The sequence below is a fragment of the Streptomyces gobiensis genome, from assembly GCF_021216675.1.
Taxonomy (GTDB): Bacteria; Actinomycetota; Actinomycetes; order Streptomycetales; family Streptomycetaceae; genus Streptomyces; species Streptomyces gobiensis.
The window spans coordinates 4,697,672-4,718,373 of sequence record NZ_CP086120.1 but is presented as its reverse complement, the minus strand read 5'-3'; the positions used below and the strand labels follow the sequence as shown (position 1 = coordinate 4,718,373).

Sequence of the window (20,702 nt, the reverse complement as noted above, 5' to 3'; positions counted from 1 at the left end):
GGGCGCCCCGCTGGGCGGAGGGGACTACTTGACGGCTCCAGCTGTCAGGCCCTGTTGGACCTGGCGTTGGAAGACCATGTACACCACCAGGATCGGCACCATGGCGATGGACAGGCCCGCGAAGAGGGCGCCCCAGTCCCCTTCGTAGCCCTGGCTGACGGAGAGTTCGGCGAGGCCCTGCGTGAGCAGGGCTCGGTCCTCGTGTTCCGAGTTCAGGGCGAGCGGCAGGAAGAACTGGTTCCACTGGCCCAGGAAGTTGAAGATTCCGATGCTGATCAATCCCGGCTTGGCCATCGGCAGCATGATCTGGAAGAACGTCCGGGTGTGCGACGCGCCATCAATGGTCGCCGCCTCGGCCACGCTGCCGGGCAGGGTCCGGAAGAACGCCGTCATAAAGAAGGTCGTGAACGGCAGCGAGTAGGCGATGTAGGCCAGCATCAGGCCCTGGCGGGTGTCCAGCAGCCCGAAGTTGTCCATGACGAAGAACAGGGGTACCACCGCCAGGATAATCGGGAACATCATGCCGCCCGCGAAGAGCAGATAGATGACCCGGTTCCCGGGGAAGGCGTAGCGGGCGATCACATACGCGGCCATCGAGCCCAGGAGCATGGTGCCGGGCAGTGAGCCCGCCAGAACGATCGCGGAGTTCAGGGCGTACTGGCCGATGTTCGCCTCGGACCAGGCGTTGGTGAAGTTCTCGAAGCTCAGCGAGGTCGGCCAGCCGAAGGGGTCGCCCTCGATGGCGCCGGAGTCCCGCAGGGAGTTGACCATGACCCAGACCAGGGGGCCAGCGGCCATCACCACCCACAGCACCAGAAACGCGTTGGAGAAGACATTGAGGACACCGCCCTCGGTCCCCTGGCCTTTCGGGACCTTCTCATGTGCCGTTCCCCCGTGCTCACCGGTCTGCGGGGCGGTGTGCGTTAGCTCCGCGGACTGAGTTGCGCTCATTGTCTGGGTCCCTCCGCTCATCTCAGTACTCAATCCGCTCACGCCGGCTGAGCAGCATCATGATCGCTGCGAATACCATGGTGACCAGCAGCAGCACGACGCCCACCGCGGTGGCGTAGCCGGCCTGCCCCACATCGAAGGCCTTCTTGTAGAGAAAGACCGGTGTGACCAGGGTGGATTGGCCTGGACCCCCCTTGTTGATGGTCATGATGTGCACGATGGCGAAGGCGTCGAGCGCCTGGATGCCCATATAGATCCAGCCGGTCTGCACGGTGTCCCAGATCAGCGGAAGGGTGACGCGGAAGAAGGTCGTCGGGCGGCTGGCGCCGTCCAGCAGGGCGGCCTCGTAGATGTCCTTCGGGATCGACCCCATCGCGGCGGAGAACAGCACCACATAGAAGCCGATGAACATCCAGCAGAGTACGAACAGCACACTGCCCAGCGCCAGCTTGGGGTCCGCCAGCCAGTTCTGAGCGAGGGAACCGAGGCCGGCCGCGCGCAGGATGCCATTGAGCGGGCCCGTGATCGGGTCGTACATGGCCGCCCATACGACGCCGATGATGGCGACCGAAATGACCTGCGGGAAGAAGTAGACGACCTTGTAGAACTTCGCGCCGCGTACGCCGGAGATGGCCTCGTTCTTCTTGTGCCGCCCACCGGCTTGCAGCATAAAGGCGAAGAACAGTCCGAGGCCGAGGGTCACCACCGGTGCTGCGACAAGCAGCAGCAAGCTATTGCGCATGGACGCCCAGAAGGTGGAATCGTCCAGCAGGCGAGCGTAGTTGTCCAGGCCGACGAAGGCGAAGTCGGAGCTGTAACCCGTCCAGTCCGTGAGCGAGTAGTAGAACGCCTGGAGGAAGGGCGAGATCACGAAGATGGCGTAGATGACCAGCGGGATCAGCAGAAACCAGCAGATGAACCGGTATGTGTCGAGGGCCCGGTAACGCCGGTTGTTCTTCACCCGCTCTGGAGTGAGCCGGGGCGGCAGGAAGAACGCCGCTGCGTACAGCGGGTAGTCACCAAGGGGTGTGCCCTCTTCTTTCCTGGGTGCCGTGTCAGTGGGTTTCCGCTCCACCGTCCGGACATCGTTCGCCATGCCGCCCCGCTCCGTACTCACCGTTGAACCGACCTGGGTCAGGTGTGCTTGTACTTCTTGATGGAGTCGTCCTTGGCCGTCTCATCGGCGAAGCGCTGACAGCGTTTGACGGCCTCCTCCGGCTTGATGTCACCGGACATCATGGCGGCGATGGTGCCGCCGATCTTGTCCTTGTGGAGCTCCAGATACCAGTCCTGGATACGCGGAGTGATGACGTGCTCACCAGCGGCGTCCAGGACCGCGCTGGCCGAGGCGAGGCCGGACTGCAGCTCCATCCCCTCCGCGGCGCCCTGGACACAGGTCAGTGCGGAGACCAGCTTGGTGAAGTTCTGGGTGGATTCCTTGCCGAGCATGGTGCGCAGCCACTCCATGCCACCCTCGACGTTCTTGGCCTTTGCAGGGACCATAAAGGGTTCGCTCGCCTCGGCGTAGACCGTTTCAAAGGGCATGGCGTCCGATGTGTCGAGGCTGGTCGGCGGTGCCACGGTCATCTGGAAGTCCTTGGGTGTGGTCTTCCTGGCCTCGTTCTCCACCCAGGATCCGTTCGGGATGAACAGCGCGTTTCCCTTGGTCCACTGCGTCTGCGACTGGATGTGGTCAATGCCCGGGGTGCCCTTGAGGATGTACCCCTTGGCGTAGAGCTCGTAATAGGCGTCGAAGGCCTTCTTCACCGCATCGTGCTTCCAGGCGTTCGGTTCCAGGTTGTCGATGTCCTTCATGACATCGGGGCCGCCGATTTTCGTGAAGAACGGATAGAGGGTGAAGGAGAAGTAGTAAGGATGTTTGCCCGCGTATGTCCAGCCCGCTATGCCCTCCCTCTTCGCCTTGGCACAGACCGCGAGCATTTCGTCCCAGGTCCTGGGGTATTCGACATCAAGCCGCTCCAGCGCCGTCTTCGAATACCAGGTGCCGTACACGGTGAAGGAGTAGTTGAGCTGGTACATCTCCTTCCCGCCGAACTGGCCCTTCTCGATGGTGCCCGGCATGAGCACATCCCGGACCTTCTTGGCGGGGTCGTCCAGCGTGGGTGCGTCCAGCAGCGGTTCGAGATCGGCCACCTGGCCGTCCTTGATCAGGCTGGCTATGTCCATATTCTCGGCGCCGGAGTTGTTGATGACATCCGGCGGGTTCCCCTTGACCATCCGCGGCTGCATCTTGGTGCGGATTTTCTGGGTCTTGGAATGCTTGACCTCGCCGTAGCTGCGCTCATAGACCTTATGCGCGTCCTGGGCGTACTGGTCACCGTAGCCGCCGTTGAAGATGACTACTTCAAGCCCGGCTTGCTTGTTCACACCCAGCGGGTTCTTATCGGTCTTCTCGCCCTTTTCGACCTTGTCACTGGCCCCGCTTCCACTGCTTGCGCAGGCGGACAGCGCCCCCATGGCCGGAACAGCGGCCAGACCAGCCGCGGCGGACCGCTTGATCAGTTCACGACGGTTGACATCGGTGGATCCCATGCTCAAGTCCTCGCCTTCTCCAGGACTCAGGCGGTGTTCCGGTCTCCGTCAACTCGCCACTGGCGAAGGTCCCGACACCGCAGGTCAGTTGAAGCTTGGGTCGTGCTGTCGAGACCGGGTCGGCGTATGAACACTACGGCCCGGGTGCCGACAGGTATAGTCCACTCGCTGCCAACTGGGCAAGATCGAAAACAGCTTTCCTCGCCGTCTTTCCCGAGTTGAGACCATGCGGCAGGGCCGCACTCCCCTCGGGAGTGCGGCCCTGCCGTCTGACTCGCGTTACTTTTTGCTGTGCCTACTTGTTGTGCCTACTTGCGGATGAGCGAGCGCAGCACGTACTGCAGGATGCCGCCGTTGCGGTAGTAGTCGGCCTCGCCGGGGGTGTCGATGCGGACCTTCGCGTCGAACTCCACACCGGTGTCGGTGGACACCTTCACGGTCTCCGGGATACCGCCGTCGTTCAGGGCGGTGACGCCGGAGATGGCGAAGGTCTCCTCACCGGTCAGCCCCAGCGTCTGGGCGGTGGCGCCCTCCGGGAACTGCAGCGGCAGGACACCCATGCCGATGAGGTTCGAGCGGTGGATACGCTCGTAGGACTCGGCGATGACGGCCTTCACACCGAGCAGCCGGGTGCCCTTGGCCGCCCAGTCGCGGGAGGAGCCGGAGCCGTACTCCTTGCCTGCCAGGATGACCAGCGGGATGCCCGCCGCCTGGTAGTTCTGCGAGGCGTCGTAGATGAAGGAGACCGGTGCGTCCGGCCGGGTGAAGTCGCGGGTGTAGCCGCCTTCTGGCAGAGAAGACCGCCCAGCACCGGGGGCGATCTGGTTGCGCAGCCGGATGTTGGCGAAGGTGCCGCGGATCATGACCTCGTGGTTGCCGCGGCGTGAGCCGTAGCTGTTGAAGTCACGGCGCTGGACACCGTGCTCGGTCAGGTACTGGCCCGCGGGGGTGTCGGCCTTGATCGCACCGGCCGGGGAGATGTGGTCGGTGGTGACCGAGTCGCCCAGCTTCGCCAGCACGCGGGCGCCCGAGATGTCCTCGACCGGGGCCGGGTCCATCGTCATGCCCTCGAAGTACGGGGGCTTACGGACGTAGGTGGACTCGGCGTCCCACTCGAAGGTGTTGCCGGTCGGGATGGGCAGCGCCTGCCACTGGGCATCACCGGCGAAGACGTCCTGATAGCTGTTGTTGAACATCTCCTGGCCGATCGCGGAGGCGACGACCTCCTCGACCTCGGCCTCGGACGGCCAGATGTCCTTGAGGTAGACCGGGTTGCCCTCCTGGTCGGTGCCCAGCGCGTCCTTGGTGATGTCCACCTTCATGGAACCGGCGATGGCGTAGGCCACCACCAGCGGCGGGGAGGCCAGGTAGTTCATCTTGACGTCGGGGTTGATCCGGCCCTCGAAGTTACGGTTGCCGGAGAGCACCGAGGTGACGGCCAGGTCGTGCTCGTTGACGGCCTGGGAGACCTCGTCGGGCAGCGGGCCGGAGTTGCCGATGCAGGTGGTGCAGCCGTAACCGACAAGGTTGAAGCCCATCTTGTCGAGGTACGGGGTGAGCCCGGCACGGTCGTAGTAGTCCATGACGACCTTGGAGCCCGGGGCCAGGGTGGTCTTGACCCAGGGCTTGCGGGTCAGGCCCTTCTCCACCGCCTTCTTGGCCAGCAGCGCGGCGCCGACCATGACCGACGGGTTGGAGGTGTTGGTGCAGGAAGTGATCGCGGCGACGGTGACGGCGCCGTGGTCGATCTCGTACTCCGTGCCGTCGGGGGTGGTGACCTTGACCTTCTTGGTGGGCACGGTCTCGACCTGGGCCGGGGCGTCGGAGGCCGGGAAGGACTCCTTGCTCGCCTCGTACTCGTCCGGACCGTCGTTGACGTAGTTGCGGACGTCAACCGTGAACTGGTGCTTGGCGTCGGCGAGGACGATACGGTCCTGCGGGCGCTTCGGCCCGGCGATCGACGGGACGACGGTGGACAGGTCCAGCTCAAGGTACTCGGAGAACTCCGGCTCGGCGGACGGGTCCAGCCACAGGCCCTGCTCCTTGGCGTACGCCTCGACCAGAGCGAGCTGCTGCTCGCTGCGGCCGGTGAGCTTGAGGTAGGTGATGGTCTCGCCGTCGACCGGGAAGATCGCGGCGGTGGAGCCGAACTCCGGCGACATATTGCCGATGGTGGCGCGGTTGGCGAGCGGGATGGAGCCGACGCCCTCGCCGTAGAACTCCACGAACTTGCCGACGACACCGTGCTTGCGCAGCATCTCCGTGATGGTCAGCACCAGGTCGGTGGCGGTGGTGCCGGTGGGCAGCGAGCCGGTGAGCTTGAAGCCGACGACGCGCGGGATGAGCATCGAGACCGGCTGGCCGAGCATCGCGGCCTCGGCCTCGATACCGCCGACGCCCCAGCCGAGGACGCCGAGGCCGTTGACCATGGTGGTGTGCGAGTCGGTGCCGACGAGGGTGTCGGGGTAGGCCTGGCCGTTACGGACCATGACGGTGCGGGCCAGGTGCTCGATGTTCACCTGGTGCACGATGCCGGTGCCGGGCGGGACGACCTTGAACTCATCGAAGGCGGTCTGGCCCCAGCGCAGGAACTGGTAGCGCTCCTTGTTACGGCCGTACTCCAGCTCGACATTCTGGGCGAAGGAATCCGGGGTGCCGAACTTGTCGGCGATGACGGAGTGGTCGATGACCAGCTCGGCCGGGGCGAGCGGGTTGATCCGGGCCGGGTCACCGCCGAGCTCCTTGACGGCCTCGCGCATGGTGGCGAGGTCGACGACACAGGGCACACCGGTGAAGTCCTGCATGATCACGCGGGCCGGCGTGAACTGGATCTCCTGGCTGGGCTGCGCCTTGGAGTCCCAGCCGCCCAGCGCCCGGATGTGGTCGGCGGTGATGTTCGCGCCGTCCTCCGTGCGGAGCAGATTCTCCAGCAGCACCTTCAGGCTGTACGGAAGACGGGCGGAGCCCTCGACCTTGTCCAGCTTGAAGATCTCGTACGACTCGTCGCCCACCTGCAGCGTGCTGCGGGCGTCGAAGCTGTTCGCCGACACGACAGTCTCCTTCAATGCATGAATTCGCGCGTACCACCGCGATCCTGCCGTCACAGGACCTTGCCCATCCGCTAAGGTGAGCCTAAGTTAGGCTTACCTAAGCAATTGCGGCGGCGATACACCTCTCGGCAGATATCTCGATGTCGAGATAACTCTAGTACATCGCCGCTGCCCGGTCATGCCCTGGTCCGCCTCCATGCCGTGATGGATGCAGCCGCCGGCCCGTGGCCCGTATACACGAATCCCACCCGGCACGGTCCCGGCTCGGGGAACTCTGATCAGATGCGCACACCATCCCCACCCTGCGGCTCTCTTGCTTACGCTGGAAGAGCCTCGCGCGATGACGGGTCGGAGGCGATGGGATGGCGAAACGTCCGGCGAATGCGGCGCCCGGGTGGGAGCCCCGAGATCGCGGGCGGGACCGGCGGTCGGGACAGTCGATATCGGCCGCCGAAGCGCTGCAGGCCGTGGCGAAGCAGGTCCTGGTGTTCGCCGGAGCGGCGCTGGCCGCCGTCTATGTGCGGGACGAAGAGGCCGGTGAGCTGCTTCTGACCCAGGCGGTCGGGGAACCGGGCCCCTTGTACGAGCTGCCGTCTCGATGTGCCCTCTCCGGCCGCTCCCCCGCCGCCGAGGCCATCCGTACCGGCCGGCCCCTGTGGTTGAACTCCGCCGAGCTCGCCGACTACCGCGAGAGCGGCATGGGCACGCTGCCGGCCGGCGTTTCGCTGGGCGCGCTGCCACTGGGAGTGGACAGCAGACAGCTGGGCTGCCTGGTCGTCGTGGACAACGCCGGCGACGGCTTCGACGCCGAGCGGCGCAACTTCCTGGAGCTCTACGCCGACCAGGTCGCCGTACGGATCGAAGTGGATGAGAAAGTGATCGGTGTCCAGGCCACCGGCCAGCCACCGCTTCGGTCCGTACTGGGCCCCGACCTGAGCCGCGTCCGCGTCGGATCGTTCACCCTGGTGCTGAGCACCGGGCGGATCGACGCGGACACGGGGGCGCTCGAGCTGCTCGACATCGCCGAGGACGACTTTGACGGACGCGTGGAAACCCTGCTCGCGCACACCGTGCCGGACGACACTCCCGCGCTCATGTCCATCGTCGAGCCGGGCCATTCGAGCTCCAGTGGCCGGGAACTGGAGTTCCGCATCCGCCGGCCCAGCGGCGAGCTGCGCTGGCTGCGGCTGCGCTTCCGGGTGCTGACCGACGCCCTCGACAGGCCGGAGCGGGTCCTGGCCATGATCACCGATGCCTCGCATCTGCGGCCCAGCGAGGACGAGGTGTCGAGGGTACAGCGGCTGTCCGCCACCCTGGCCACCGCGATGACCATCCGGGACGTCAGCCGGGTGGCGGTCACAGCCCTGCGCCACCCGCTGGGAGCCGATCGGGTGGCGCTCGCCGAGCTCGAGGCCGACCGGCTGGTGGTCACCGCCCTCGACCCACCCGAACCGGGTGCCTGGCCGGAGACCTGGCGGGCCGAATGGCGGACCGAATGGCCCGATGTGCCGACCCGCGCCCTGCCCACCCTGAAGGCCGCGCTGCGCGAGGAGCATGCCAGCCTGTGGCCCGCGGGCACCGCCTTCGAACCCGCTCTCGCCGGTATCGGCCCCGGCGGTCTCGCCATCCTGCCTCTCCCGTCCGACGGGCGGGTGGTCGGCGCGTGCGTGGTCGGCTGGGATGAGCCGCACAAGTTCGACCCCGAGGAACGGTCCCTGCTGGCCGCGACCGCGGGTCTGGTGGGGCAGGCCCTGGTCCGCACCCGTGCGTCCGACGCCGAGCACGAGCTCGCCACCATGCTCCAGCGCACCCTGCTGCCCCGCACCCTTCCGGTGCTGCCCGGAGCTGTGGCCGTCGCCCGCTATCTGCCTGCGACGGTGGGACTCGAAGTGGGCGGCGACTGGTACGACGTGGTACCGCTCTCCGACGGCCATGTGGCCCTGGTCATCGGGGACGTACAGGGGCACAGCGCCGCTGCTGCGACGATCATGGGTCAGATGCGCACGGCGATCAGGGCCTATGCCGTGGAGGGCCACCCGCCCGACGTCGTCGTCTCCCATGCCAATCGCCTGCTCATCGGCATGGAAACCGACCTGTTCGCCACCTGCTGCTATGTCGCGCTGGACATGGAGGAGGGCAACGCCTGGTTCGTCCGGGCGGGACATATGCCGCCGCTGCTGCGCCACCCGGACGGCAGCACCGAGGAGGTGGTGATCGAGGGCGGCCCCCCGCTGGGGGTGCTCGCGGACGCGGAGTTTCCCATGACCGCGGTGGGCCTGGCCCCCGGCACGGTTCTCACCCTGCTGACGGACGGCCTGGTCGAGTCCGCGAGCCTCCATCTGGAGGACGGCATGCGCCGCGCGTGCGACGTACTCTCCGCCGCCGATCCGTCCAACGCCGAGCGGGTGGCCGATGAGCTGCTCGGCGGCGCCATCCGGCGCGACGACGATGTAGCACTGCTGCTCCTGCGCTACGACGGGATGAAGGTCAAGCCGATCCGGGCCAGCTGGACGGTGTGGCGACTGCCCGACGCCGTCATGCACGCACGCCGCTTCACCGCACGCACCCTGCGCTCCTGGGGAGTGACGGAGGAGGTCGACGCGATCCTGCTGGTGGTCTCCGAACTGGTAACCAACGCCCTGGTGCACACCCAGGGCCAGGTTCACCTCGGACTCACGCTCGCCGGGGACCGGCTACGGGTCGCGGTGAGCGACACATCGCCGCGCGCACCTGCCAAGCCGGCGGCTCCTGACTGGGAGGCCACCGGCGGCCGGGGCATCCTGCTCGTCGAGGCGATGTCGGCGTCCTGGGGTTCGGTGCCGCTCAGCGGCGGCAAGCAGGTGTGGGGTGAGGTCGCCCTGCCCTCGCGTGAGCCCGTCCGAGCGGACACCGGGCCCAGCCCGTCCTGAGCCGCACCGCCAGCGGACTACCCCCGCCCCGCCGCATCACGGTGCGGCGTCATGCGGCGCCCCCTGACGGCGGCTGTGAGCTGCCGCACTTCATCCGATCTATCCTGGCATCGAGTGACCGCCACAATACTCGTAAAACGGGTCAGAGAGGACCCTCGGATGACTGCCTGCCGGATGCGCACCACCCTCGTTGTGGCCGCGGTATCCATGGCCGTCACCCTTGCCGCCTGCGGGAAGGCCGGCGAGTCCGGCCCTCCGGGCGGGACCACCCCTGACCCGGACGGTTTCAGCGTCGGCCTGCTGCTCCCTGAAAATCAGACCTTCCGCTACGAGGAATTCGACAGGCCCCTGATCGAGAAGAAGATCAAGGAGTTGTGTGACGGCTGCACGGTTGAGTACGCCAACGCCAGGCAGAGCGCGGATACTCAGCAGCGGCAGGTAGCCTCCATGATCACCAAGGGGGTCAAGGTCCTCATCCTCGACCCCGTCGACTCCAGGTCGATCAGCTCCTCGGTCAAGAGGGCGAACGAAGCGAACATCCCGGTCCTCTCCTACGACCGCCTCGCCGAGGGCCCGATCTCGGCCTACACCTCGTTCGACAACGAGCGGGTCGGCAGAATCCAGGGCAAGGCACTCCTCGAGGCCCTGGGTGACAACGCGGACGACGGACAGATCGTCATGATGAACGGCGCCCCGACCGACCCGAACGCGGCCGAATACAAGAAGGGCGCACTCTCCGTCCTCCAGGGCAGGGTGAAGATCGGCAAGTCATATGACACCGCCGAGTGGAAGCCGTCGAACGCCCACACCAACATGACCGGCGCCATCTCCGCCCTGGGCGCCAACGGCATCGACGGCGTCTACGCCGCCAACGACGGTGTCGCCTCCGGCGTCATCTCCGCCCTCAAGGCCAGCAATGTCCGGCCACTGCCCCCCGTCACCGGCCAGGATGCCGAACTCGCGGGCGTGCAGCGCATCGTCGCGGGCGAGCAGTACATGAGCGTCTACAAGCCCTACAGACCAGAGGCCCACGCCGCCGCCGAAATGGCCATCGCGCTGGGCCGTGGCGACAAGCTCGACGACATCGCCGAAGACGAGGTCAGCAATGCCACCGCCACGGACGTTCCGGCTGTCCTGATCACCCCGATCCCGCTGACCGTCGACAACATCAACGAGACCGTCGTCAGGGACGGCCTCTACACGATCGATCAGATCTGCCCCCCGAAGCTCAAGTCCGCCTGCGAGAAGGCCGGACTCACCGGGTAGTACCGGGCGGCCCGGCGGCGAAGGAGTAAGGAGATGAGGTCAACGACTCCCCTGGTGGCGTTGCGCGGAGTCTCCAAGCGGTTCGGTGTGGTCCAGGCGCTCTCGGACGTCGAGCTGGAGCTCCATCCGGGTGAGGTCGTCGCGCTCGTGGGCGACAACGGCGCCGGCAAGTCCACCCTCGCCAAGGTGCTGGCGGGTGTCGGCCCCGCGGACGAGGGCGTCATCGAGTGGGAGGGCCGCACCGTCCAGATCAACCGGCCCCGCGATGCCCAGAGCCTTGGCATCGCGACCGTCTACCAGGATCTGGCGCTGTGCGAAAACCTGGATGTCGTCGGCAACCTCTTCCTCGGCTGTGAGATCCGCAGGTTCGGGATCCTCGACGAGGTGGAGATGGAGCGCCGCACCCGGGAGTTGCTGGACACCCTGTCGATCCGCATCCCCAACGTGCGCAGCCCCGTCGCCGCTCTGTCCGGAGGCCAGCGGCAGACAGTCGCGATCTCCCGCTCACTCCTCGGCGAACCCAAGGTCGTCATCCTGGACGAGCCAACCGCCGCCCTGGGGATCCAGCAGACCACCCATGTTCTCGATCTCATCGAGCAGCTGCGTGAACGCGGACTCGGGGTGATGCTCATCAGCCACAACATGGCCAACATCAAGGCCGTCGCGGACCGGGCCGCGGTGCTGTACCTCGGCCGGAACAACGGATTCTTCGATGTGCGGACCACCTCCCAGGAAGCGATCATTTCCTCCATCACCGGCGCCGCGGACAACACCGCGACGCGACGCGCGGAGCGCCCGGGGGAAGGGCGATCAGGACAGGGGCATCCAAGAACGTGAATCCCACCAGGACAGACGGCGGCGCCGGCGCCGTGCCCAGACCCGTCGACCCCCGTCTGCTCGTGCGCGAGCAGGGCTTCAGGGGCTACCTCAGGGAGTTTCTGCGCAGGCTGCGCGGCGGCGAACTGGGCTCCGTCCCGGTCGTCCTCGGCCTCATCGTGATCTGGGTCATCTTCCAGCTGCTCAACGACAGATTCCTCACGCCGCGCAATCTGTCCAACCTCAGTGTGGACATCGTCGGCACGGGCCTGATCGCGGTCGGCGTCGTCTTCGTCCTGCTGATCGGTGAGATCGACCTGTCGGTGGGCTCGGTCAGCGGCCTCGCGGCGGCTGCGTTCGCCGTGCTGAACGTGCATCAGGGCATGGCGGAATGGCTGGCGGTCATGGTCGCGGTGCTCTCCGGAACGGCGGTCGGAGCGGTCCACGGGTTCTTCTTCGCCAGGATCGGCGTACCCGCGTTCGTCGTCACCCTCGCGGGGCTGCTGGGCTGGAACGGTCTGATGCTCTACGTGCTGGGCACCCGGGGCACCATCAACCTGGACGACGAGGGTCTGGTCGCTCGCCTGACCAGCCTCTACTTCGACGATATCGCCGCCGCTTACGGCCTGGCCGCGGTCAGCGTGGCCATTTTCTTCCTCTCTTCCTGCCTGGGCGGACTGCGCCGCAAGACCCTCGGTGTGCCCTGTCGGCCGCTCAGCGAGATCGCTGTGCGCACGGGTGTGCTCGCGGTGATCGCGTTTGCCGCCGCCTACACGCTCAACCGGTTCCAGGGTCTGCCACTCGCCCTGCTGATCTTTCTCCTGGTCGTTGTCAGCCTGGACTTGCTTCTGCACCGCACCCCCTACGGGCGGAAGATCTTCGCCCTCGGCGGCGGTGTCGAGGCGGCTCGCCGCGCCGGCATCAATGTGGTGTGGGTGCGGATCTCGGTATTCATGGTGTCCGGCACGATGGCCGCGATCGGTGGACTGTTCCTGGCCTCGCGGATCACCTCGGCGAGCCAGACCTCGGGCTCCGGCATGCTGCTGATGATGGCCATCGCGGCGGCCGTCATCGGCGGCACCAGCCTTTTCGGCGGGCGCGGCTCCACCTGGTCCGCGCTGCTCGGCATGCTGGTCATCCAGTCGATCGCCTCGGGTATGGCCCTCCTGGGCATCCAGACCGCCGTACAGTTCATGATCACCGGTAGTGTCCTGCTCGCCGCCGTGGTCATCGACTCGCTGTCACGGCGGTCGCAGAGGGCCCACGGCCTGGTCTGATCCGTGGTCCGGGTGAGCTTCGCCGGTCGCGTCCTCCTCAGGACAGTCTCAGGACAGAATGACCCGGGGAAGCTCGGGCCGGGTCGCGCGGGCTCTCCACTCGCGCGGGTAGCCGAGCGAGACCTCCTCGAACGGCACCCCGTCGTAGACCGTGGACCGGGGTATGTGCAGATGGCCGTAGACCACGGCGGCGGCGTTGAAGCGCCGGTGCCAGTCGGCGGTGAGCTCGGTGCCGCACCACTGGGCGAACTCGGGAAAGCGCAGTACCCGGGTCGGCTCGCGCACCAGCGGCCAGTGGTTGATCAGCACCGGCGGCGCGTCCGGGGCACACGCGGCGAGCCGCTTCTCGGTCTCCGCGACCCTGGCCCGGCACCAGTCGTCCCGGCTTGCGTAGGGGTCGGGGTGCAGCAGATGCTCGTCGGTGCACACGACCCCCGCCTCGTACGCGCGCCGCAGCGACTCTTGCTTGGTCAGCACCCCGTCGACCCGGAAGGTGTAGTCGTACAGCAGGAACAGCGGCGCGATCGTGACCGGCCCGCCCCGTCCCCGCCACACCGGATAGGGGTCCTCCGGCGTCAGCACGCCCAGGCGGCGGCACAGTTCCACCAGATGGAGGTAGCGCTCCACCCCGCGCAGCCGCACCACATCGGTGCGGGGTGTCCAGAGTTCGTGATTGCCCGGCACCCAGACCACCGTCCGGAAGCGGTCCTTCAACACCCTGAGCGCCCACTCGATATCAGCCACCGTGTCGGCGACGTCACCCGCGACCAGGAGCCAGTCGTCATCGGACCGCGGTCGCAGCGCTTCGACGATGGGCCGGTTCTCGCTGTACGACACATGCAGGTCACTGACTGCGCACAGCCGCCCGCGGCCAGCTGACATCGCGCCCCCTTCCCCAACGGACTGCGTCGTTGACCTTACCGGCCCGCTTGCGCCACAGGGGTCGCCGGGAGGAGCGCAGGCCGAACTTGACGCCGGGCGGGCGTAAGCGACCATGAAAGGGGCGCTGGACAGAGGCATGGCAATGGGTTGTGCGCCCCGCATACGCGGCGGTCGACTTGCCCTGCACGCCCCGAAATTGGCCACGTACCACCCGAATAGCCCATTAGACGCCCTCCTCACATGCGGATACATCTCATATCTGAGATAGAGTCATACTCATGACTGACGACTACCTCGTACGTATCGGACAGCTCATCAGGGACGCTCGCCAGCACCGCGGCTGGACTCAATCACAGCTCGCGGAGGCACTCGGCACCAGCCAGAGCGCCGTCAACCGGATTGAGCGCGGCAATCAAAACATCAGTCTTGAGATGATCGCCCGTATTGGTGAAGCTCTGGACAGTGAGATCGTCTCGCTGGGGTACTCCGGTCCGATGCATCTGCGGGTGGTGGGCGGACGCCAGCTGTCGGGCAGCATCGACGTCAAGACGAGCAAGAACGCCTGTGTCGCACTGCTGTGTGCGTCACTGCTCAACTCGGGCCGTACGGTCCTGCGCCGAGTCGCCCGTATCGAGGAGGTCTTCCGGATCCTGGAAGTGCTCGGGTCCATCGGTGTCCGGGCGCGCTGGATCAACGAGGGCACCGATCTGGAGATCACACCATCGGCCGAGCTCGATTTGGCCAGCATCGACGCGGACGCGGCCCGCCGCACCCGGTCCATCATCATGTTCCTGGGCCCGCTGCTGCACCGGATGGACAACTTCCGGATTCCCTACGCGGGCGGCTGCGACCTCGGCACCCGTACCGTCGAGCCGCATATGCAGGCACTGCGCCGCTTCGGCCTCGAGGTCACGGCAACCGAGGGGACGTACCACGCTGCTGTGGACCGCGCGATCTCACCCACACGGCCGATCGTGCTGACCGAGCGCGGGGACACGGTCACCGAGAACGCGCTGCTGGCCGCCGCCCGCCACAGCGGAGTAACGGTCATCCGCAACGCCTCGTCCAACTACATGGTCCAGGACCTTTGCTTCTTCCTGGAGCAGCTGGGCGTCCAGGTCGAGGGAATCGGCACCACCACGCTGACCGTGCACGGGGTCGCGAACATCGACGTCGATGTCGACTACTCACCCTCCGAGGACCCGGTCGAGGCGATGAGCCTGCTCGCCGCGGCGGTCGTCACCCAATCGGAGCTGACGATCCGCCGGGTGCCGGTGGAGTTTATGGAGATCGAGCTGGCCGTGCTGGAGGAAATGGGCCTCGACCACGACCGGACCGCGGAGTACCCGGCTGACAACGGCCGGACCCGGCTGGTTGATCTGACGGTCCGCCCCTCCAAGCTCGAAGCGCCGATCGACAAGATCCACCCGATGCCGTTCCCCGGCCTCAACATCGACAATGTGCCGTTCTTCGCGGCCATCGCCGCGACCGCGTACGGCTCGACGCTGATCCACGACTGGGTCTACGACAACCGCGCCATCTACCTGACCGACCTGGGCAGGCTCGGCGGCCGGCTGCAACTCCTCGATCCGCACCGGGTACTGGTGGAGGGGCCGACCCGGTGGCGGGCGGCAGAGATGATGTGCCCGCCCGCGCTACGCCCGGCGGTGGTGGTGCTGCTGGCGATGATGGCCGCCGAGGGCACCTCGGTGCTGCGCAATGTGTATGTCATCAACCGCGGCTATGAGGACCTCGCCGAGCGGCTGAACTCGGTGGGCGCGCAGATCGAGACCTTCCGCGACATCTGAACGGGATCCGTGTGCCGCCCTGTCGCGCCGCGATGCGGCAGGCGCGACAGGGGGCCGCTGGCTGGCCCGCCAGGTCAGGGCCGGGCACCGGACGCGGTGCGTTGCGGTGCTCCCTCCCACTGGGAGGCCGACGCGAGCCGGTCGGCCGGCGGCCGCTGCGGCGGGACGACGGTTCCGTCGGGCAGCAGCTCACCGGTGTCCTCAAAAATCACCACACCATTGCAGAGCAGGCTCCAGCCTTGCTCCGGGTGAGAAAAGACCACCCGGGCTGCCTCTCGGTCATGTGCGAGAGCCGAGGGGCACTGAGTTCGGTGCTGGCACACCGCGCCACCTTCGTTCGAACTGATACCAACCTGTCACAAGTCGGGTTGTTGTCTCTATGACAGGACAAATGTACTCCTGCCGATATAGCGAAACAAAACCCCGCCCGACCCCCGGAGGGATTCGCCCAGACCCCCACCCCGTTGTGGGCACTCGCAGCCCCGCGAGGGGCGTAGGCCCGCCCTGCTACGCAACCACCCACCCACACCAGCCACAGCGCTCCGGCCAGCCTCGGGGCGGAGCTCGCGACGCTTGGTGGGCACAACACCGGCCACCGGCCCGCACCCGACCACCCCCGGGACCCCGGGGCGAAGCCCCGGTTTCCGGGAAGGTGGGGGCACCTCCTGGGGGCACCTCCCAGACGAAGTCTGGGGGAGGTAGCTGGGGGAGGGTATAGGGGAAACCACCCAAGCCACGCGGCGCAGCCGCACACCGGCACAGCCGGGAAGTGGCGGGCCTCGGGGAAAGCTCGCCCGGCCACCGCCTAAGGCAGCACCGCCATCCCGTCCAGTTCGACCAGGGCGGTCTCGTCCCAGAGGCGGACCACGCCGATGAGCGCCATGGCCGGGTAATCACGGCCCATGTGGTCACGCCAGACGCGGCCCAGCTCGCGGGTGTGGGCGCGGTAGGCCGCGACATCGGTCGTATAGACGGTGACCCGGGCCAGGTGCTCGGGGGCGCCGCCACTGGCGTGGAGGGCGGTGCGGAGGTTGGTGAGGGCCTGTGCGAACTGCGCGGGCAGATCGTCGCCGATGATCTTCCCGTCCCTGTTCAGCGCCGTCTGACCGGCGAGGAAGACCAGGCGGGAGCCTTCGGCCGTGACCGCGTGGGAGAAGCCGGTGGGTGGGGAGAGCTCGGCGGGGTTGACGCGGTCGAGGGTCATCTGAAGAGCTCCTTGGCGATGATCGTGCGCTGGACCTCGGTCGCCCCTTCGTAGATACGGGGAGCACGGACCTCGCGGTAGAGGTGTTCGAGGAGATGGCCGCGCTGCAGGGCGGCGGCGCCATGGATCTGGACGGCGGTGTCGACGGCGTACTGGGCGGTCTCGGTGGCCAGCAGCTTGGCCATCGCGGAGCGCATGGCGATATCCGGGTCATCCCGGTCGTAGCCCGCTGCGGCGGCGTAGACCAGCAGCCGGGCGGACTCGATACGGGTGGCCATCTCGGCCAGCTGGTGAGAGACCGACTGAAGGTCGCGCAGGGTGCCGCCGAAGGCGGGGCGCCGCGCGGCGTGGGCGAGAGCGGCGTCCAGGGCTGCCTGGGCCATCCCGACCGCGAAGGCTCCGACGCTGGGCCGGAAGAGGTTCAGCGTGCGCATGGCGACCGCGAAACCTCGGTCGGCCTCGCCCAGCAGATCGGCCTCGGTGACCGGTACGGAGTCAAAGGTGAGGGTGCCGATGGGGTGCGGGGAAAGCATCTCCAGCCCAGTGCCGGTCAGCCCCGGCCGGTCGGCGGGCACGAGGAAGGCGGTGATGCCACGGGCCCCCGCGCCCTGGGTCGTACGGGCGAAGACACAGGCGAAGTCGGCCTCCGGGGCGTTGGAGATCCAGGTCTTGGTACCGGTCAGGCGCCAGCCGTCCCCGGCGGGCCGCGCCTCCAGGGCCAGGGCCGCCGCGTCGGAGCCCGCGCCGGGCTCGCTCAGCGCGAAGGCGGCCACGGCGCGGCCCGCTGTCACCGCTGGGAGCCAGCGCGACCGCTGCTCCGCGGTGCCGGACTGGACGATGGGATACGTGCCCAGCCCCTGGAGGGCGAGGGCGGTCTCCGCCTCGGTGCAGCCATAGGCGAGGGATTCACGCAGCAGGCACAGTTCCAGGGCGCGGCCCGTGAACATCCGTGCCAGCAAGCCGAGTTCGCCAAGTGCGGCGATCAGGGGACGGTTGACGGCACCAGGAGTGCCGTTCTCCGCCAGGGGGCGCAGCCGCTCGGCGGCCAGTGTGCGCAGCTCCGTGCACCACTTACGCTCCTCCGGCGCCAGGGCGAACGCGGGCATCGGCAACGCCTCCTTTATCGCGGGCCGTTGACTGCCGTCACCATCACGTTACGCTCAACGGCACATCGGCACGCCGCAAGGGGGCGAACCCACCATGCAGCTCAGCCCGTCCGCGCACGTTGACACCTTCGCCCGCGACCATCTGCCGCCCTCCGAGCAGTGGCCGCAGCTGGTGTTCAACCAGTCCAACGGGCCGCAACTGCGTTACCCCGAGCGGCTCAACTGTGGTGTGGAACTGCTCGACCGCACGGTGGAGCGGCTGGGTGCCGCACGCCCCGCCGTCCATACCGGTGCCGGCGAGATCTGGTCGTACGGCCGGCTCCAACGGCAGGTCGACCGCATCGCGCATGTCCTCACCGAGGATCTCGGGGTGCTGCCGGGCAACCGGGTGCTGCTGCGCGGGCCCACCTCGCCACAGCTCGCCGCCTGCTGGCTGGCGGTGACGAAGACGGGTGCGGTGGCCGTGACCGTACTGGCCGGGCACCGGCGCGGTGAGCTGCGTACCATCTGCGAGATCGCCCGGGTGGGGCACGCGCTGTGTGACGTACGGTCGCTGGACGAGTTGACCGCGGCAGGGGCCCCGGGCCTGCGGGTGACCGTCTTCGGCGGTGACACGGCCGACGATCTGCTGTGGCTGGCCAAGGGCAAGCCCGAGTGGTACGCCCCGGTCGAGACCGCCGCGGACGATGTCGCGCTGATCGCGTTCACCTCCGGCACCACCGGGCGGCCCAAGGGCTGTATGCACTTCCACCGGGATGTCCTGGCGGTCGCGGACACCTTCGCCGCCCATGTGCTGCGTCCCACCCCGGACGATGTCTTCGCGGGCAGTCCACCGCTCGGCTTCACCTTCGGGCTCGGCGGCCTGGTCATCTTCCCGCTGCGGGTGGGTGCTTCGGCACTGCTGGAGCAGTGGAGCGGCCCGGAGCAGATGCTGGCCGCGATCGCGCGGCACCGGGTCTCGGTACTGTTCACCGCGCCGACCGCCTACCGGGGAATGCTGGGCAGGCTCGGCGGGTACGACATCTCCTCCCTGCGCCGCTGTGTCTCCGCCGGGGAGAATCTGCCCGCCGCCACCTGGGAGGCATGGCACCGGGAGACCGGTATACGGCTGATCAACGGCATCGGCGCCACCGAGATGCTGCATATCTTCATCTCCGCCGCCGATGAGGCCATCCGTCCGGGCACGACCGGGGTGCCGGTGCCCGGCTTCGAGGCGCGGGTGCTCGGACCGGACGGCACGCCGGTGCCGGACGGGCAGCCGGGGCTGCTGGCCGTGCGCGGACCGGTCGGCTGCCGCTACCTCGCGGATGAGCGCCAGCACGACTATGTGCGCGATGGCTGGAACATCACCGGAGATACATATGTCCGGGAGCCGGACGGCTACTTCCGCTATGTCGCCCGCGCGGACGACATGATCATTTCTGCTGGCTACAACATCGCGGGCCCGGAGGTCGAGGAGGCGCTGCTGCGTCACCCCGATGTGCTGGAGGCGGCTGTGGTCGGACGCCCCGACGAGCAGCGAGGCCAGATCGTCGTCGCCCATGTGGTGCTGCGGGATGGTGCGACCCCTGGGAGTGAAATGGCTGAAACCCTTAGCTCATTCACTCTCTCGGAGCTTTCCTCTTATAAACGCCCGCGTGAGATCTTCTTTGCTGAATCGCTTCCGCGCACGCCAACCGGCAAGCTGCAGCGGTTTCGGCTGCGGGAAGTGGATCTAGAGTGACGGGGTGGCAGAGCAGCACGCACCTCCCGTGCCCCCCAAGCCCTCCCCCGGGTCTTTGATCGTCACCTTCTACGGTGCGTACGGACGCGACCTGGCCCCGGACGGCCGGGTGCCGATCGCCGCGCTGATCCGGCTGCTGGCCGCGGTCGGCGTGGACGCGCCCTCGGTACGGTCGGCGGTGTCCCGGCTGAAACGGCGCGGCCTGCTGACCGCACACGGGTCCGGCAGCAAGGCGGCCGGGTACGCCCCCTCCCCCGGCGCCCGGCAGCTCCTGGAAGACGGGGACCGGCGTATCTATCACCGCCCGGTACCGGACAGGCAGTGGCTGCTCGCGGTCTTCTCCGTACCCGAGAGTGAACGCCAGCGCCGCCATATCCTGCGCTCCCGGCTGTCCCGGCTCGGCTTCGGTAACGCCGCTCCGGGCATCTGGATCGCGCCATCCCATCTGGAGCCGGAGGCCCGTCACTCACTGGAGCGACTGGGCCTGTCCTCCTATGTCGATCTCTTCCGCGGCACCCACGCCGGTTTTGAGCCCACGGCGGACGCCGTCGCCCGCTGGTGGGATCTGTCGGCGATCGCGGCGCTGCACCGCGCGTTCCTGACGGCGCACGAGCCGGTGCTGAGCTCATGGGTCCGCCGCCGCAAGATCCCGCCGGAGGCGGCGTACCGCGACTATCTCCTCGCCCTGGACTCCTGGCGACGGCTGCCCTACGCCGACCCCGGGCTGCCGCCCGCCCTGCTGCCGGACGACTGGCCCGGCGAGCGCTCGGCCCGGGTCTTCGCGGAGCTGCACAGCAGGCTGCACGCACCCGGCGCGCGGTACGCGGCAGCCCAGCTGAGCCCGGATTAGCGCCGTAAGCTGGAGGTATGTACACGCGGCGGCGTCGGCGCTACTTCGCGCTGATGACGGTCTGTCTGACGCTCTTCATCAGCGCCTGGGCGTTTGTGCGCCTCTTCTCCGTACCCCTGGCCGTCGCCATGTGTGTGATCGCCGCGGCGATCCCGCCGATCGCGGTGATCGTGGCGAACAAGCGGGAGGCTGACGATCGCTGGTGGGACGAGGAGGCCGCCAAGCCGGTCGAGATCGACGAGTTCGATGAGCTCCTGTGGGAGGAAGAGCTCAGAAACGACCGCCCAGGAGACGAGGGGCTGTAGGG

16 protein-coding genes are annotated in these 20,702 nt (G+C 67.6%); 8 read left to right on the top strand and 8 right to left on the bottom strand.

Translation table 11 applies throughout. The features are described 5' to 3' along the window. Window positions 1–24 precede the first annotated feature (24 nt). The 4 genes from test1122_RS21955 to acnA form a co-directional block, all read right to left on the bottom strand. The gene (locus test1122_RS21955) at window positions 25–951 is read right to left on the bottom strand and encodes a carbohydrate ABC transporter permease (protein WP_232270878.1); all 927 of its coding nucleotides are present in this window, start codon (window positions 949–951) and stop codon (window positions 25–27) included. A 22-nt stretch (window positions 952–973) separates the two neighbouring features. Beyond that, entirely contained in the window at window positions 974–2,047 is a 1,074-nt protein-coding gene (locus tag test1122_RS21950; protein ID WP_232270877.1) for a carbohydrate ABC transporter permease, read from the bottom strand. 38 nt (window positions 2,048–2,085) lie between these two features. Next, window positions 2,086–3,504 (bottom strand): N-acetylglucosamine/diacetylchitobiose ABC transporter substrate-binding protein, encoded by a 1,419-nt coding sequence (gene ngcE / locus test1122_RS21945; RefSeq protein ID WP_232270876.1) that lies wholly within the window; start codon window positions 3,502–3,504, stop codon window positions 2,086–2,088. A 308-nt stretch (window positions 3,505–3,812) separates the two neighbouring features. Continuing rightward, a complete protein-coding gene (gene acnA / locus test1122_RS21940) occupies window positions 3,813–6,554 on the bottom strand; it encodes an aconitate hydratase AcnA (RefSeq protein WP_232270875.1) in 2,742 nt (913 codons plus the stop codon). A 467-nt stretch (window positions 6,555–7,021) separates the two neighbouring features. Between acnA and test1122_RS21935 the strand changes: the two genes are divergently transcribed. The 4 genes from test1122_RS21935 to test1122_RS21920 all read left to right on the top strand — a co-directional run bounded on the left by test1122_RS21935 (window position 7,022) and on the right by test1122_RS21920 (window position 12,822). Beyond that, the gene (locus test1122_RS21935) at window positions 7,022–9,463 is read left to right on the top strand and encodes a SpoIIE family protein phosphatase (protein ID WP_422397034.1); all 2,442 of its coding nucleotides are present in this window, start codon (window positions 7,022–7,024) and stop codon (window positions 9,461–9,463) included. A gap of 159 nt (window positions 9,464–9,622) precedes the next feature. After that, window positions 9,623–10,729, top strand: coding sequence for a substrate-binding domain-containing protein (locus tag test1122_RS21930; protein ID WP_232270874.1), 1,107 nt, complete (start codon window positions 9,623–9,625; stop codon window positions 10,727–10,729). Window positions 10,730–10,762: 33 nt separating this feature from the next. Then, on the top strand, window positions 10,763–11,566 hold the full coding sequence (locus test1122_RS21925) for an ATP-binding cassette domain-containing protein (protein ID WP_232270873.1): 804 nt from the start codon (window positions 10,763–10,765) through the stop codon (window positions 11,564–11,566). Beyond that, window positions 11,563–12,822 (top strand): sugar ABC transporter permease, encoded by a 1,260-nt coding sequence (locus test1122_RS21920; RefSeq protein WP_232270872.1) that lies wholly within the window; start codon window positions 11,563–11,565, stop codon window positions 12,820–12,822. The genes test1122_RS21925 and test1122_RS21920 overlap by 4 nt, the downstream gene beginning before the upstream one ends. A gap of 48 nt (window positions 12,823–12,870) precedes the next feature. On the opposite strand, the gene test1122_RS21915 is transcribed toward test1122_RS21920, so the two are convergent. Then, window positions 12,871–13,704: a metallophosphoesterase family protein gene (locus test1122_RS21915; RefSeq protein WP_232270871.1), complete on the bottom strand. Its 834-nt coding sequence runs from the start codon at window positions 13,702–13,704 to the stop codon at window positions 12,871–12,873. Window positions 13,705–13,982: 278 nt separating this feature from the next. Between test1122_RS21915 and test1122_RS21910 the strand changes: the two genes are divergently transcribed. Beyond that, window positions 13,983–15,512 (top strand): helix-turn-helix domain-containing protein, encoded by a 1,530-nt coding sequence (locus test1122_RS21910; RefSeq protein ID WP_232270870.1) that lies wholly within the window; start codon window positions 13,983–13,985, stop codon window positions 15,510–15,512. Between the two features lie 74 nt (window positions 15,513–15,586). Here test1122_RS21910 and test1122_RS21905 read toward each other — a convergent pair whose 3' ends face one another. The 3 genes from test1122_RS21905 to test1122_RS21895 all read right to left on the bottom strand — a co-directional run bounded on the left by test1122_RS21905 (window position 15,587) and on the right by test1122_RS21895 (window position 17,822). Beyond that, entirely contained in the window at window positions 15,587–15,835 is a 249-nt protein-coding gene (locus tag test1122_RS21905) for a DUF5999 family protein (protein ID WP_232270869.1), read from the bottom strand. 482 nt (window positions 15,836–16,317) lie between these two features. Further along, window positions 16,318–16,716 (bottom strand): RidA family protein, encoded by a 399-nt coding sequence (locus test1122_RS21900; RefSeq protein WP_232270868.1) that lies wholly within the window; start codon window positions 16,714–16,716, stop codon window positions 16,318–16,320. After that, the gene (locus test1122_RS21895; RefSeq protein ID WP_232270867.1) at window positions 16,713–17,822 is read right to left on the bottom strand and encodes an acyl-CoA dehydrogenase family protein; all 1,110 of its coding nucleotides are present in this window, start codon (window positions 17,820–17,822) and stop codon (window positions 16,713–16,715) included. Before test1122_RS21895 ends, test1122_RS21900 begins: the two co-directional genes overlap by 4 nt. A gap of 94 nt (window positions 17,823–17,916) precedes the next feature. Between test1122_RS21895 and test1122_RS21890 the strand changes: the two genes are divergently transcribed. The 3 genes from test1122_RS21890 to test1122_RS21880 are packed head-to-tail and all read left to right on the top strand — an operon-like array spanning window position 17,917 to window position 20,700. Further along, on the top strand, window positions 17,917–19,545 hold the full coding sequence (locus test1122_RS21890) for an AMP-binding protein (protein WP_232270866.1): 1,629 nt from the start codon (window positions 17,917–17,919) through the stop codon (window positions 19,543–19,545). A 4-nt stretch (window positions 19,546–19,549) separates the two neighbouring features. Next, the gene (locus test1122_RS21885; RefSeq protein ID WP_232270865.1) at window positions 19,550–20,395 is read left to right on the top strand and encodes a PaaX family transcriptional regulator; all 846 of its coding nucleotides are present in this window, start codon (window positions 19,550–19,552) and stop codon (window positions 20,393–20,395) included. A 17-nt stretch (window positions 20,396–20,412) separates the two neighbouring features. Then, entirely contained in the window at window positions 20,413–20,700 is a 288-nt protein-coding gene (locus tag test1122_RS21880) for a DUF3099 domain-containing protein (protein ID WP_232270864.1), read from the top strand. The last annotated feature ends 2 nt before the right edge of the window (window positions 20,701–20,702 follow it).

Bases quoted from the DNA above. Each gene is read 5' to 3' on its own strand.
- test1122_RS21955 (WP_232270878.1), bottom strand. From the start codon at position 951: ATGAGCGCAACTCAGTCCGCGGAGCTAACGCACACCGCCCCGCAGACC.
- test1122_RS21950 (WP_232270877.1), bottom strand. From the start codon at position 2,047: ATGGCGAACGATGTCCGGACGGTGGAGCGGAAACCCACTGACACGGCA.
- ngcE (WP_232270876.1), bottom strand. From the start codon at position 3,504: ATGGGATCCACCGATGTCAACCGTCGTGAACTGATCAAGCGGTCCGCC.
- test1122_RS21930 (WP_232270874.1), top strand. From the start codon at position 9,623: ATGACTGCCTGCCGGATGCGCACCACCCTCGTTGTGGCCGCGGTATCC.
- test1122_RS21925 (WP_232270873.1), top strand. From the start codon at position 10,763: ATGAGGTCAACGACTCCCCTGGTGGCGTTGCGCGGAGTCTCCAAGCGG.
- test1122_RS21915 (WP_232270871.1), bottom strand. From the start codon at position 13,704: ATGTCAGCTGGCCGCGGGCGGCTGTGCGCAGTCAGTGACCTGCATGTG.
- test1122_RS21910 (WP_232270870.1), top strand. From the start codon at position 13,983: ATGACTGACGACTACCTCGTACGTATCGGACAGCTCATCAGGGACGCT.
- test1122_RS21900 (WP_232270868.1), bottom strand. From the start codon at position 16,716: ATGACCCTCGACCGCGTCAACCCCGCCGAGCTCTCCCCACCCACCGGC.
- test1122_RS21895 (WP_232270867.1), bottom strand. From the start codon at position 17,822: ATGCCCGCGTTCGCCCTGGCGCCGGAGGAGCGTAAGTGGTGCACGGAG.
- test1122_RS21890 (WP_232270866.1), top strand. From the start codon at position 17,917: ATGCAGCTCAGCCCGTCCGCGCACGTTGACACCTTCGCCCGCGACCAT.
- test1122_RS21880 (WP_232270864.1), top strand. From the start codon at position 20,413: ATGTACACGCGGCGGCGTCGGCGCTACTTCGCGCTGATGACGGTCTGT.